Origin of the sequence: Roseovarius sp. EC-HK134, assembly GCF_902498815.1 — a bacterium.
Lineage (GTDB): Bacteria > Pseudomonadota > Alphaproteobacteria > Rhodobacterales > Rhodobacteraceae > Roseovarius > Roseovarius mucosus_A.
On record NZ_LR701544.1, the window covers coordinates 3,210,390 to 3,223,674 of the forward strand.

A 13,285-nucleotide genomic window follows, 5' to 3' on the forward strand; every position below is an offset into this window, starting at 1 on the left:
CGGCGGGTCAGTGCCCGCCGCCAAGCACGCCAATGGCGGTAAAGACGCCCAGCACCGCCAGCCATTGCGAGCCGCGCAGGCGTTCGCGCAGGAAGATGGCCGCAAAGAGCACCGTGATCACGCCAAAGGTCGAGGCGCCGATGGCGGCGAATTCGGGCCGCGCGGTCTGACCTGCGCCAATCACGCAGCCGATGGCCAGCGCGTCGAGTGTGCCCATCAAGATAAGCAGCGGCGTGTGGCGGCGGGTGAGGGCGAGAGGCGCACGCAGCGCGAGCGCAAAGCCCAACACCACCACAAGGGCGGCGGCGCGGGTCGGGGCCAAGAGCAGCAATTCGCCGCCCGTCGCCGTGGCCTTGTGCCCGATGGCGAAGGTCAGGGCAAAGCCCACGGCGGCCAGCAGCGACCAGGCGATGGCGGGCAGGGGGCTTGGGGCCTCGGCATGGTCGTGACCGGCATCGCTCTGGGCGATGTAGGCCACGCCGCAGATGATGAGGCCGACCATGATCCATTCGAGCGCTGTCGTGGGCGCGCCATTGAGGCTGGCCCAGCCCACCGAGAGAATCGGATAGGCCCCGATCACCGGCGCCACCAGCCGCACCGGGCCGATAGAAAAGGCGCGGTAGAGCGCGGTGCCGCCAACGCCAAAGCAAAGACCAGCCAAAACCGCCAAGCCGATGTCGCCCCCCTCGGGCGCGTGCAGCCCAGCATAGGCGCTGATCGGTGTCACGATGATAAGGCCGAAGGCCAGAACCCAGACGAGCGGCGCGAAAATGCCATTGTTTTGGCTGACATAACGCACGCAAACATCATGGGTGCCCCAAGCGAGGGCTGCGACAAGCCCCAAGATCAACGCAGTCATTTTAGGTCTGGTCCTTTGTCGAGGGCTGACAATTCTGGCTCTGGTTCGGGTTTCATGTTGCTGGCAAGGCTGGCTTGCGATATTCTTATTGTTAAATAAATATTCCGCTTATGCAAATAGCTTGCAGGGAAAAAGGAGGTCCGAGGTGTTGGAAACGAGCTATCCCGAGGTTCAGGCGGGGCCGCCCCGGCCAAGTGTGATTGTCGAGCCGCGGGTGTTTGCGTTGCCTCCTGGGACGGAACGCTATGTGGTCGACGGCGCGGGTGCAATCCTAATCCGGATCGAAGCGGGGGATCGCCTGCGGGTGGTGAATACCGAAGGCGGGCAACGCTGTGAGATCGTGGCGGCGGGGCCGGATGGAACGGTGGATCCCGGTATTCTGGGCGAGGCGGGCACGGGCGATGCGGCCGGGCTGAAGGCCTTGCTTGCTGGGTCCGAGACATCATTGCGCGGTTTGCGCATGGGCCTTGAGGCGCGCGGCATGGATCTGGCGCGGGTGCGGACGGTGGATGTGTTTAACAGCATGAGCCCGGCCGAGGATGCGGCGGAATTCACCGTGCAGCGCGACGGGGTGGCGGTGATCGCGGCCCCCGGCGGGATCATGGATTTCGCAGCACAGGATACCGCGACGCCGCTCACGGTTTGGGTCACGCGCGCCAAGCTGAAATCCGCTGCGCGCTTTGAATTGCCCGATCCGCTGGCCGATCCGGTGACGGATTTGCGGGTGCATTCGGCCACGGCTGAGGCCTATTTCGTCAAAGCCGGGGATTATATCCAGATCCTTGATGTGGACGGGCGGCAATGCACCGATTTCCAGTGTTTTGCCGCGCGCAAGCTGGACAAGGGCATCGAGCATGCGCTGGATGTCACCACGACCCGCACGCTGATGGGCCATGCCTATCCAATGCCGGGGCTGCATGCGAAATACTATGATCAGGATATGTTGCCGCTGGTCGAGGTGGTGCAGGACACGGTCGGGCGGCATGATGCCTTTGCGCTGGCCTGTGCGGCGAAATATTACGACGATATCGGCTATCCGGGGCATGTGAATTGTTCGGATAATTTCAACGGCGCTTTGGCCCCGCATGGGGTGACGGGGCGCGCGGGCTGGATGGCGATCAATTTCTTCTTCAACACCGGCATTGACGCGCATGGGGTGCTGTATACCGATGAGCCCTGGACGCGACCGGGGGACTATGTGCTGCTTCGCGCCTTGACGGATCTCGTGTGTGTGAGTTCGGCCTGTCCGGATGACACCACCGCCGCAAATGGCTGGAATCCCACGGATATCCATGTGCGCACCTATAGCGGCAAGGAAACCTTTCAAAGATCGGTGGCCTATCGGCCCACCCCCGACGCGGAGCCAAAAATGACCAAACAGACAGGATTTCACCCGTGTTTCGCGCGGTTCACCGAGAATTTCATCGAGTATAACGGTTTCTGGCTGGCTAGTGCCATGTCGAGCGCCGGACCGATCGAGGAATATCACGCCTGCCGCCAGAAATCCGTGGTGCTGGACCTGAGCGCGCTGCGCAAGTTCGAGATCACCGGGCCGGATAGCGAGGCGCTGTGTCAGTATGTCTTTACCCGCGATATCAAGAAACTGCCGGTGGGCGGAGTGGTCTATACCGCGATGTGCTATCCGCATGGGGGCATGATCGACGACGGCACGGTGTTCCGTTTGGGGCAGGACAATTTCCGCTGGATTGGCGGCAGTGATTATGGTGGCGAATGGTTGCGCGAAAAGGCGCAGGAACTGGGGCTGAAGGTGCTGGTGCGCTCGTCCACCGATATGCAGCACAATATCGCCGTGCAGGGGCCGGAGAGCCGCGATCTTTTGAAAAAGGTGATCTGGACCGCGCCGCATCAGCCCAAGTTTGAAGAGCTGGGCTGGTTCCGCTTCGCGCCCGCGCGCATTGGCGATCACGACGGCGTGCCTGTGGTGGTGTCGCGCACCGGCTATACGGGCGAGTTGGGCTATGAGATTTTCTGTCACCCCAAACATGCGGTCGAGGTCTTTGATGCGGTCTGGGCGGCGGGCAAGGATCACGGGCTGACGCCCATGGGCCTGCAAGCGTTGGATATGGTGCGGATCGAGGCGGGGCTGATCTTTGCGGGCTATGATTTCAGCGATCAGACCGATCCGTTCGAGGCGGGCATCGGGTTTACCGTGCCGTTGAAATCAAAACCGGATGATTTCATCGGGCGCGAGGCGCTTATTCGGCGCAAGGAACATCCGGCGCGGGTATTGGTGGGCCTCGACATCGACAGCAATGTGGCGGTGGGCCATGGCGATTGTGTTCATATCGGTCGGGCGCAGATTGGTGAGGTGACATCCTCGATGCGCTCGCCGCTTTTGGGCAAGAATATCGCCTTGGCGCGGCTTGATGTGGCGCATCATGCGGTGGGCACAGCCGTTGAGATCGGCAAGCTTGACGGGCAGCAGAAACGTTTGCCCGCGCAGGTGGTGCCCTTTGCCCATTACGATCCGCAAAAGACCAAACCGCGCTCTTGATTTCGGTCAAGGCAGGCGGCGTGCAGGGTTGCGAGAGTGGGGACCATGAGCACAGCCCTTGACGATATTGGCGGCGAAGCGCGGCTGCGGGATCTGGTCCGGACGTTCTACGACCGGATGGAGCAGGACCCTGCGGTGCATGCGCTGCACCGCTTGCATTTTCGCGGGCATGGGTTGGAGCATACGCGCCAGACGCAGTTTGAATTCCTGTCGGGGTTTCTGGGGGGACGCGCGTATTATCGCGAGCGGTTCGGGCATATGGACCTGCGCGAGATTCACGCGCATGTGCCGATCCGGCAGGCGGATGTGACCATGTGGCTGGAGACATTCGACGCGGCGTTGCGCGCTGAGGGTATGGAAGGGCCGGTGGTCGAGCGATTTCGCGCGGTCTTGCACCGTGCGGCACATATGCTGATCAACACAGTGCCGGATTGGCGGGAAGAGGCTGGTCACCTGGGGCAGGGGTGCCCGGTGTCGGGGGCGTGAGGGGCGCGTGGCTAAGTTGTGAGCCGCGCGGTCGCTGGGCCGGGGACTAGCGAAGCAACGGCGTAAACTGGCACTTAATCCCAGCAACGTCTGTCTAACGTGACAGTATGGTGTTTCGTCTCAAAATCGCTAGGCCGCGGGACGGCCCAGCGATCCGCGCGGCGGCGCGTTCCGCGCCTTGTTCCGCGCGGGAACACACAGCACGTGTAAAACCCAATTGCGTAGTTCGCGCGCGCAACTCAAACAAAAATGGCCCGCGCAATCTCTTGCGCGGGCCTGTTATCTGGTGTGTCACGCCCTCAGATATCAAGCGTGTTGTCGCGTTCCCATTTGGTGAAATGGCTGACAAAGGAATTCCATTCCTGGCGCTTCAGCTTGAGATAGGCGGCGGAGAAATCTTCGCCCATGGTCGCTTTGAGCTCTTTGTCTTTGTCATATTCGCGCAGCGCGTCAAGCATGTTGAGCGGCAGTTTGGGCGCGCCGCGCACCTTGTGACCGTCGGCATACATATCAATATCGTGACGCTTGCCGGGATCAGCCTTGGAGCGGATGCCCGAGAGGCCCGCCGCGATGATCACGGCCTGCAGAAGATAGGGATTGACCGCGCCATCGGGCAGGCGCAGCTCGAACCGGCCGGGGCCGGGGACGCGCACCATATGGGTGCGGTTGTTGCCGGTCCATGTGACCGAGTTGGGGGCCCATGTGGCACCTGAAATGGTGCGGGGCGCGTTGATCCGCTTGTAGCTGTTGACGGTCGGGTTGGTGATCGCCGCAAGCGCGCTGGCATGTTTCATGATGCCGCCCAGGAAATGCTTGCCGCGCTCTGACAGGCCGACTTCGCCGGTCTGGCCTTCGCCTTTGCCTGCAAAGACGTTGGTCTTGGCCTGTTTGCCGGGGCCATCCCAAACCGAGATATGCGCGTGACAGCCATTACCGGTCATGCCTTCGATGGGTTTGGGCATGAAGGTGGCGCGGAAGCCGTGCTTTTCCGCGACGGATTTGGTCATGAATTTGAAGAAGGAATGTTTGTCGGCTGTGTCCAGCGCGTCATCATATTTCCAGTTCATCTCGAACTGGCCATTCGCATCTTCGTGGTCGTTCTGGTAGGGTTCCCAGCCCAGTTCCAGCATGTAATCGCAAATCTCGCGCACCACGTCATAGCGCCGCATCACCGCCTGCTGGTCATAGCAGGGCTTGCCGCTGGTATCGAAGGGATCGCTGATCTGATCGCCCTCGGGGGTCAGGAGGAAGAATTCGGCCTCGATGCCGGTTTTGACATGCATGCCTTCGGCTTCGGCCTCGGCAATGAGGCGGCGCAGCACGTTGCGCGGCGCTTGGGGCAGGTCTTTGCCGTCCATGACGCAATTGGCGGCGACCCATGCCACATCGCGTTGCCACGGCAGTTGGATGACCGACGCGGGGTCTGGCACGGCCAGCATGTCGGGATGCGCGGGCGTCAGATCAAGCCAGGTGGCAAAGCCTGCAAAACCGGCACCGTCCTCTTGCATGTCGGCAATCGCCTCTGCCGGCACCAGCTTGGCGCGCTGTCCACCGAACAGATCGGTGTAGGAAATCATGAAGTATTTTACGCCCTTGTCCTTGGCAAATTTCGCCAGATCACTGGTCATTTTTTCGGTCCCTGTTGTCATGTGTTATCGGATGTTGGCGGGCGTGGCCCGTGGGGCCACGCCTGGCGGAGGATCAGAAGCTGGTGCCGGGTTTGCCGGGCCACCAATCGGTGCCGGCGAGCGGCACCTTTGCCATGGCGGCGGCCTCCATCGTCACGGCGCACAGATCCTCTGGTTCGAGATTGTGCAGGTGGCTTTTGCCGCAGGCGCGCGCGATGGTCTGCGCCTCGAGCGTCATCACCTTGAGATAGTTGTTGAGGCGGCGGCCCCCTTCGATGGGGTCGAAACGCTTCATCAACTCGGGGTCTTGGGTGGTGATGCCTGCGGGGTCTTTGCCTTCGTGCCAGTCGTCATAGGCACCTGCGGTGGTGCCCAGCTTGTTATACTCGGACTCCCACTTGGGGTCATTGTCGCCAAGCGCGATCAGGGCCGCCGTGCCGATGGCCACCGCATCCGCGCCAAGCGCCATGCATTTGGCCACATCGGCCCCGGTGCGGATGCCGCCAGATACGATCAACTGCACTTCGCGGTGCATGCCGAGATCTTGGAGCGCGCGCACCGCTTCGCGGATACAGGCGAGGATGGGCTGGCCCACATGTTCGATGAACACGTCCTGCGTGGCCGCTGTGCCGCCTTGCATCCCGTCGAGCACGACCACATCGGCCCCCGCCTTGACCGCGAGCGTGGTGTCGAAATAGGGGCGTGCACCGCCGACCTTGATATAGATCGGCACCCGCCAGCCGGTGATTTCACGCAGTTCCAGCAGTTTGATTTCCAGATCGTCGGGGCCGGTCCAGTCGGGGTGACGGCAAGCCGAGCGCTGGTCGATCCCCTTGGGGAGGTTGCGCATCTGCGCGACGCGGTCCGAGATTTTCTGACCCAAGAGCATGCCGCCGCCGCCGGGTTTGGCCCCTTGGCCCACCACCACTTCGATTGCATCGGCGCGGCGCAGGTCGTCAGGGTTCATGCCATAGCGCGAGGGCAGATATTGATAGACCAGTTTCTTGGAATGGCCGCGCTCTTCGGGTGTCATGCCGCCGTCGCCGGTGGTGGTCGAGGTGCCTGCCAGCGTGGCCCCACGGCCAAGCGCCTCTTTGGCGGGGCCAGAGAGCGCGCCAAAGCTCATGCCCGCGATGGTGACCGGGATGTCGAGATGAATGGGGTTTTTGGCAAAGCGGGTGCCAAGGGTCACCGAGGTATCGCAGCGCTCGCGGTAGCCTTCGAGCGGGTAGCGCGAGATGGACGCGCCCAAGAAGAGCAGGTCATCGAAATGCGGCACCTTGCGCTTGGCACCGCCGCCGCGAATGTCATAGATGCCGGTGGCCGCCGCACGCCGGATTTCGGCGTTGATCGACTGCGTGAAGGTTGCCGATTGGATCGGCTGGGTGCGCGGAGCGCCGTGGGTCTCGTCTTTCATGGTCTGAGCCCTCAGTATGCGTTGTCAGGTTTGAAGTTATAAAGCTGGCGAGCCGAGCCGTAGCGCTTGAACTCTTCTGGTTTGGCGTCACAGCCGCCACGTTCCAGCAACTCGGCAAGAAGTTCGAGATGTTCGGGGCGCATCTCTTTCTCGATACAGTCCGCACCCAGCGATTTCACGGAACCGCGCACGAACAACCGCGCCTCATAGAGGCTGTCGCCAAGCGCGTCGCCCGCATCGCCGCAGACCACGAGATTGCCGGATTGCGCCATGAAGGCGGACATATGGCCGATGTTGCCATGCACGATGATGTCGATACCCTTCATCGAGATACCGCAGCGCGACGAGGCATTGCCCTTGATGACAAGCGTGCCGCCATTGCCGGTGGCCCCGGCATATTGGCTGGCGTCGCCCTCGACGATCACGGTGCCGCTCATCATGTTTTCGGCAACACCCGGACCGGCAGAGCCATGCACATGCACGGTCGCCTGTTTGTTCATGCCGGCACAATAGTAGCCGGTCGAGCCCATGACATGCACCTCGATAGGGGCGTCGAGCCCGACGGCGATGGCATGGCTGCCGCGCGGATTGATGATATCCCAACCGGTTTGGTTGGTTTCATTGGCCTGGGCCTGAAGGGTGGCATTGAGGCTGCGCAGCCCATCGGCTGCTAGGTCAAATGTCTGCATGTCAGTGCTTCCAGAAATAGACGGTTGCGGGCTCGGGTTCCCAGACGCGGGCCTGTTCGATGCCCGGCAGGTTGACGAGGGCGCGATATTCGCTGCCGAAGGCCACGTATTGATCGGTCTCGGCCATGACGGCGGGCTTGCAGGCGATGGGATCGCGGACCACGCCAAACCCATCCTCGGTGCCGACCACGAAGGTGAAAAAGCCATCGAGATCGACCAGCGAGCTTTCCAGCGCTTCGCCCAGCGTTGCGCCTTCGCGCATTTTCCATGTGAGATAGGCGGCGGCAACCTCGGTGTCGTTCTGGGTCTCGATCCGCACGCCTTCACGCAGCAGTTTGCGGCGCAGGGAGTTGTGGTTGGAGAGCGACCCGTTGTGCACAAGGCATTGATCAGCCCCGGTGTTGAAGGGATGCGCGCCCATCGTGGTCACAGCCGACTCGGTGGCCATGCGGGTATGGCCGATTCCATGGGTGCCGCTCATTGCGGAAATCTCAAAGCGGGCGGCCACGTCTTTGGGCAGGCCCACCTCTTTGTAAATCTCGATGCTTTCGCCTGCGGACATGACGCGCACACCGGGCACGAGGCGCTCGAGCGCTGCGCGGGTGTCGGCGGCCTTGTCGGCGGGGAAATCCAGCACCGCATGGGTATCCTTGCGGGTCAGGGTGACCGGCGCGCCCAATTCGGACGACAGGCGTTCTGCCAGACCGTCGAAATCGCGGGCAGCGGTATCCGACTGGATGGTCAGTTTGGCATGGCCCGCCTGGGGCGCACCATAGATGGCGATCCCGGCACTGTCGGGGCCACGGTCCGTCATGGTGATCAACATATCCGTCAGCATGCTGCCAAGCTGGGGTTCAAGTGCTTTGTCTTTCAGGAAAAGTCCGACAATCCCGCACATTCGCGTTTGCTCCACTTTAGTGATTCTGCCCCGTGGGGCCCTTCAGTCCGAGGCTAACATCGGGCTCCGGTGACTGCAACTCAAATGAATAAAAGTTTCCTGTAAGTATTTGCGCGGGCGGCTATCGCCCGCGCAAATCAGAGCAGGATCAGTAGCGTTCGAGATGTTTGCGGATCTTTTCAGGATCGCCCATCTTGCGCGCTTGGTCCAGATGTTCGCCTTCGCGGACAAATTGAATGCGGTGCCATGCGAGCCAGAAGATCACACCCGCCACGACCATCGGGATTTCATACCCTTGGAAGGGGTAGATGGGCCCAACTTCGGCAAGATCAACTGCCCAGGATTCGTATCCGATTGTAGACATGTGCCTTATCCTTATTCTGCGGGGGTTGGTTTGGTGTTGAGATAGGCCTTGTCGGCCTCGATGACCTGAACAATGGCATCCTCATAGGCGTGGTGTTCTGCGTAATCGAGACCCTGCAATTCGACTTCGACCGGGATGCGCAGCACGCCAGCGGCGGCCTGCATCTTGGCCACGATGAAGGCGGGCAGGAAGCCCAGACAGAAGAACATGATCACCGCACCAAGGGTCTGACCTAGCGGGTTGATTGTCGCGTAGCCCTCAAACGGAGAGGAGGGTGCGCCCCAGAGCAGGAAGCCCGCGATGATCAGGCCGACCACGCCGGAATACCCGTGCACGGCAACAGCGCCCACAGCATCGTCAAGCTTGAAGCGGCGCTCGACCCAGAAGTGCAGTTTGTAGACGATCACGACACCGACCGCGCCGACCAGCATGGCCTGAACCGGATGATAGAGGTCATTACCTGCCGAGGCCGTAATGATTCCGGCAAGACCGCCCGAAAACGTCCAGAAGGCATCGCCCTTTGACACCACGTAGGCCGCCATCAGACCGCCCGAGAGCGACATCAGGAAGTTGAAGGTGATGGCCGACAGCGAGGTGGGCGCGAGGTAGATATTTGTGGCTGTCCAGGTGGTGCCGGTGATCTGGCCGCCAATGACTTCGGGCGAGATGAGCGGCACGTTGCAGGCGGCATAAAAGCCCCAGAAGCCGGTATAGATCAGGAAAATCCCGATGGTCAGCATCCAAGGGTTATGCGGCGGGATATCCCGCGGGGTGCCGTCGGCTGCGAATTTGCCGATCCGTGGACCCAGCACCATGATCACACCCAGAGCATAGCCGCCCGCGATGGCATGGATCACGCCAGACGCGTAGGCGTCATGGTAGCCCAGATATTTGACCATCCAGCCGTCATAGTGCCAGCCCCAGGCCGCGTCGATGATCCACCAGACCGAGCCGATCAGCACCGCATGCACCCAGAGCGCCGAGGAGCGAATCCGCTCGATCACCGAGCCGGACACGATCGAAGCGGCGGTCCAGGAAAACAGCAGGAAGGCCGCCCAGAACACACCGGTGATCCGGTCGTCAAGGTTGGTGGCCATGTTCGGTGACCATGGCAAATTGGCACTCGCCATTTCATGATTCAGGCCGCCAAAGAAGGGGAACATCGGGAAGGCCCAATAAATCCACCAGCCGAAAAAGAAGAAGGTCACGGTAACGAGGGGAATCACCATCACGTTTTTCATCAGCGTATGCATGTGGTTGCGGCGGCGGCTGGCGCCCACCTCATACATGCAAAACCCAACGTGGATCAGAAACATGAAAACGACCGTCACCCAATAGTAAAATTCGGTGAAGATGGTCGTCAACGCATCAAGGTTGCCGTTCATCGCACTCTCCCTGTTGTGCAGTTTGTTGTTTTATTGGTGGTGAAAACTTTTTCTTCTAAGGGAGACAAAGATTTCTCGCTCTGTCAACCAGTTTGAATCGAAGCCTCGCTCACTTGGCGTGACCACCGTTATTTGCGCATACAGCAAAAATATATTCCCGTCAGGAAAATAATCTGCATGAAAGTATTGATTTTTGCTGCGATCTGCGTCTGAATATCGCCAAACACAACACCGACAGGGAGGCTGACATGGCCATTATCTACAGAACATCTGCGCTCGCACCGCGTCATACTGAGATCGGTGGCGAGCTGACCGACTGGAATGGCATGGGCACCGCATGGTTCTATGACCACACGGATGAGCGCGCCGAGGCGGATTATCTGGCAGTCCGCACCAAGGCGGGGCTGATGGATGTGTCGGGCCTCAAGAAAGTGCACATCGTCGGGCCGCATGCCGCCGCCGTGATCGACCGTGCCACCACGCGCAATGTCGACAAGATCATGCCGGGGCGTGCGGTTTATGCGTGCATGCTGAATGATGCGGGCAAGTTCATCGACGACTGCGTGATTTACCGCCTGTCGGTCAATCATTGGATGGTGGTGCATGGCACCGGCACTGGCCACGAAACGCTGGCGATGGCCGCCTATGGCAAGAATGTCGCCATGCTGTTTGATGACGACCTGCACGATATGTCGCTGCAAGGGCCGGTCGCGGTGGATTTCCTTGAAAAGCACGTGCCGGGCATTCGCAATCTGGCCTATTTCGGCATTCTGCAAACCAAGCTGTTTGATCTGCCGGTAATGATCTCGCGCACCGGATATACCGGCGAGCGCGGCTATGAGATTTTCTGTCAGGGCCGGCATGCGATCCAGATTTGGGATCGGATTCTGGAAGAGGGCAAGGACATGGGCATCGTGCCGGTGCAATTCTCGACCCTCGATCTCTTGCGCACGGAAAGCTACCTGCTGTTCTATCCGGGTGACAATTCCGAGACCTTCCCGTTCAAGGACGATCTGTGCGGCGATACGCTGTGGGAGCTGGGGCTTGATTTCACCGTCTCGCCGGGCAAGACCGGGTTCCGCGGCTCGGAAAACCACTATGCGCTGAAGGGAAAAGAGCGTTTCAAAATCTACGGCGTGCGGCTTGAGGGCAAGCGCGCGGCGGATATGGGCGCGCCGCTGTTGAAGGATGGCGAGGTTGTCGGTGTGGTGACCTTTGGTCTGAATTCAAACCTCAACGGGTATAACGTGGGGATCGCGCGGATGCCGGTTGACTGCGCTGTGCCGGGCACCAAGATGAGCGTGCGCTATGCGGATGGCACCGAGGTCGGTTGCGTAGCCGAAGAGATGCCGTTCTATGACAAGGACAAGCTGATCCGCGCGGCCAAGGGGTAACCCCTTGGCCCACGGGCCTTTGGCTCTAATGACGCGAAAGGGAGCAGACGCGAAGATGTCGAAATTCCAGTTTCCGGAGAGTATCGCCAGCCGCCCGGTCTATGGCACATTGGCCCCGCGACCGGGCAAGGCGCATCTGATGATCGCCGATGCCGAGGGGGCTGAGGCGCTGTTGGATCTGGCCGCGCAGGATGCGGGGCTGATGGCCAAGACGCATGTCCTTTATATCCCCAAGGGCACGGGCGAGACCTATGTGGAGAAGCTGCGCGCGGCCGGTCCGGCGCAGCTTTATGTCGGGCCAAGCTATGCCGCTTCGGTGCCGCGGCTGCGGCGGGTGTTGTCGGATGCGCATATGGGCTTGCAGGTCTATCTTGCGGGGACAGAAGGGCTGATGGGGCAGGCGATGAATGAGGCGGTGACGGCGGGTATTCCGCATAGCGCCATTCAGACCGAGCATCGCGGCTCCACCGCACGGCGCATGCAATGTGTGCATTGCAAGGGGATCACCGAGGATGTGACCACCGATCCCTTTGTGTGTTCGCATTGCGGCCTCAACCTCTTTGTGCGCGATCACTATTCGCGCCGGTTGGCGGCCTTTCAGGGCGTGTGCATCGATGCCGAAGACCCCGGCAATATCCCCCCTGCGAAGGAGATTTATTCATGAGCGCCGCCCCCCAAAAGGCCCGCGCCGGGGCTGAAAAGATCGAGGTGGTTGTCGCCGCTGTGGTGCCGGTGAATGAGCTGGTGACGCGGTTTGAATTTCGCCGCCCGGACGGGGCAGAGTTTCCGCCATTTTCGGCGGGCGCCCATACGGTCGTGGAAATGCACGACGAGGGGCGCACGCGGCTTAACCCCTATTCGCTGATGTCTGATCCCGGTGATCGTTCCCTTTATGCCATTTCGGTGCGGCGCGATGACGAGGGGCGGGGTGGCTCGCTCTATATGCATCGCCATGTCAAACCGGGTGATGCGATGACCATCACCTATCCGGTCAACCTTTTCCCGCTGGATTTGCGGGCGCGCAAGCATGTGTTCTTTGCCGGTGGCATCGGGATCACTCCCTTTATGGCGATGATCGCGCAGTTGGAGCAATCGAATGGCAATTGGGAATTGCATTATGCCTGCCGGAGTGCCGCACTTGGCACTTATGCCGATGAGCTGCGGGGCAAGTATCCCAACAAGGCGCATGTCTATTACGACGATCAGGAGCAGGCGATTCCGCTCGATGATCTCTTGAGCGGGCAACCTTTGGGCACGCATATTTATGTCTGTGGTCCCAAGGGGATGATCACTTGGGTCAAGACCCGTGCCGCTGCCCTTGGCTGGCCCGAAGAGGCGGTGCATTCCGAGGAATTCCTTGCGCCGCAACCTGGTGCGCCGTTTGAAGTGCGGCTGTGCAAATCCGATCTGGTGATTCAGGTGGGCGAGCACGAAAGCCTGCTCGAGGCGATCGAGCGGGCCGGGGTTGATGCGCCGTTCCTCTGTCGCGGCGGGGCCTGCGGCCAATGCGAGACCGATGTGGTCGAGGTGGACGGCGAAATCGTGCACCGCGATCACTGGCTGGACGAGGCCGATCATGCCAGCGGCAAGAAAATCATGCCCTGCGTCAGCCGTTTCATCGGCAAGACGCTGGTTCTGGACCGATAAGGA

The 13,285-nt window shown here is 60.9% G+C and carries 12 protein-coding genes; 5 read left to right on the top strand and 7 right to left on the bottom strand.

Annotated features, from left to right (window positions below; genetic code table 11):
- Positions 1–7: 7 nt before the first annotated feature.
- Positions 8–859, bottom strand: coding sequence for a DMT family transporter (locus GC127_RS19360; RefSeq protein WP_008280788.1), 852 nt, complete (start codon positions 857–859; stop codon positions 8–10).
- A gap of 145 nt (positions 860–1,004) precedes the next feature.
- Between GC127_RS19360 and tdm the strand changes: the two genes are divergently transcribed.
- Together tdm and GC127_RS19370 are read left to right on the top strand one after the other, a co-directional pair.
- On the top strand, positions 1,005–3,374 hold the full coding sequence (gene tdm, locus GC127_RS19365; RefSeq protein ID WP_151979249.1) for a trimethylamine-oxide aldolase Tdm: 2,370 nt from the start codon (positions 1,005–1,007) through the stop codon (positions 3,372–3,374).
- Between the two features lie 45 nt (positions 3,375–3,419).
- On the top strand, positions 3,420–3,860 hold the full coding sequence (locus GC127_RS19370; protein WP_151979250.1) for a cyanoglobin: 441 nt from the start codon (positions 3,420–3,422) through the stop codon (positions 3,858–3,860).
- Between the two features lie 299 nt (positions 3,861–4,159).
- Here the strand turns inward: GC127_RS19370 and glnT are convergent, their stop codons facing one another.
- From glnT to GC127_RS19400, 6 genes are all read right to left on the bottom strand, one after another.
- The gene (gene glnT / locus GC127_RS19375; protein WP_151979251.1) at positions 4,160–5,488 is read right to left on the bottom strand and encodes a type III glutamate--ammonia ligase; all 1,329 of its coding nucleotides are present in this window, start codon (positions 5,486–5,488) and stop codon (positions 4,160–4,162) included.
- Between the two features lie 73 nt (positions 5,489–5,561).
- The gene (locus GC127_RS19380; protein WP_008280792.1) at positions 5,562–6,905 is read right to left on the bottom strand and encodes an FMN-binding glutamate synthase family protein; all 1,344 of its coding nucleotides are present in this window, start codon (positions 6,903–6,905) and stop codon (positions 5,562–5,564) included.
- 11 nt (positions 6,906–6,916) lie between these two features.
- Positions 6,917–7,594, bottom strand: coding sequence for a protein GlxC (locus tag GC127_RS19385; RefSeq protein WP_081506069.1), 678 nt, complete (start codon positions 7,592–7,594; stop codon positions 6,917–6,919).
- Between the two features lies 1 nt (position 7,595).
- The gene (locus GC127_RS19390; RefSeq protein ID WP_008280794.1) at positions 7,596–8,492 is read right to left on the bottom strand and encodes a glutamine amidotransferase family protein; all 897 of its coding nucleotides are present in this window, start codon (positions 8,490–8,492) and stop codon (positions 7,596–7,598) included.
- 148 nt (positions 8,493–8,640) lie between these two features.
- Positions 8,641–8,856 (bottom strand): hypothetical protein, encoded by a 216-nt coding sequence (locus GC127_RS19395; protein ID WP_151979252.1) that lies wholly within the window; start codon positions 8,854–8,856, stop codon positions 8,641–8,643.
- Positions 8,857–8,867: 11 nt separating this feature from the next.
- Positions 8,868–10,241 (bottom strand): ammonium transporter, encoded by a 1,374-nt coding sequence (locus tag GC127_RS19400; RefSeq protein ID WP_008280796.1) that lies wholly within the window; start codon positions 10,239–10,241, stop codon positions 8,868–8,870.
- A gap of 248 nt (positions 10,242–10,489) precedes the next feature.
- On the opposite strand from GC127_RS19400, the gene GC127_RS19405 reads away from it, so the two are divergent.
- Genes GC127_RS19405 through GC127_RS19415 form a run of 3 tightly spaced genes read left to right on the top strand, consistent with a single transcriptional unit; the run spans position 10,490 to position 13,282 of the window.
- On the top strand, positions 10,490–11,635 hold the full coding sequence (locus tag GC127_RS19405; protein WP_008280797.1) for an aminomethyltransferase family protein: 1,146 nt from the start codon (positions 10,490–10,492) through the stop codon (positions 11,633–11,635).
- A gap of 55 nt (positions 11,636–11,690) precedes the next feature.
- A complete protein-coding gene (dmmA, locus tag GC127_RS19410) occupies positions 11,691–12,299 on the top strand; it encodes a dimethylamine monooxygenase subunit DmmA (RefSeq protein ID WP_151979253.1) in 609 nt (202 codons plus the stop codon).
- Positions 12,296–13,282: a PDR/VanB family oxidoreductase gene (locus tag GC127_RS19415; RefSeq protein ID WP_008280799.1), complete on the top strand. Its 987-nt coding sequence runs from the start codon at positions 12,296–12,298 to the stop codon at positions 13,280–13,282. Before dmmA ends, GC127_RS19415 begins: the two co-directional genes overlap by 4 nt.
- Positions 13,283–13,285: the final 3 nt, after the last annotated feature.

Coding starts and splice junctions, on each gene's coding strand:
- GC127_RS19360 (WP_008280788.1), bottom strand. CDS start 859: ATGACTGCGTTGATCTTGGGGCTTGTCGCAGCCCTCGCTTGGGGCACC.
- GC127_RS19370 (WP_151979250.1), top strand. CDS start 3,420: ATGAGCACAGCCCTTGACGATATTGGCGGCGAAGCGCGGCTGCGGGAT.
- glnT (WP_151979251.1), bottom strand. CDS start 5,488: ATGACCAGTGATCTGGCGAAATTTGCCAAGGACAAGGGCGTAAAATAC.
- GC127_RS19380 (WP_008280792.1), bottom strand. CDS start 6,905: ATGAAAGACGAGACCCACGGCGCTCCGCGCACCCAGCCGATCCAATCG.
- GC127_RS19385 (WP_081506069.1), bottom strand. CDS start 7,594: ATGCAGACATTTGACCTAGCAGCCGATGGGCTGCGCAGCCTCAATGCC.
- GC127_RS19390 (WP_008280794.1), bottom strand. CDS start 8,492: ATGTGCGGGATTGTCGGACTTTTCCTGAAAGACAAAGCACTTGAACCC.
- GC127_RS19395 (WP_151979252.1), bottom strand. CDS start 8,856: ATGTCTACAATCGGATACGAATCCTGGGCAGTTGATCTTGCCGAAGTT.
- GC127_RS19400 (WP_008280796.1), bottom strand. CDS start 10,241: ATGAACGGCAACCTTGATGCGTTGACGACCATCTTCACCGAATTTTAC.
- GC127_RS19405 (WP_008280797.1), top strand. CDS start 10,490: ATGGCCATTATCTACAGAACATCTGCGCTCGCACCGCGTCATACTGAG.
- dmmA (WP_151979253.1), top strand. CDS start 11,691: ATGTCGAAATTCCAGTTTCCGGAGAGTATCGCCAGCCGCCCGGTCTAT.
- GC127_RS19415 (WP_008280799.1), top strand. CDS start 12,296: ATGAGCGCCGCCCCCCAAAAGGCCCGCGCCGGGGCTGAAAAGATCGAG.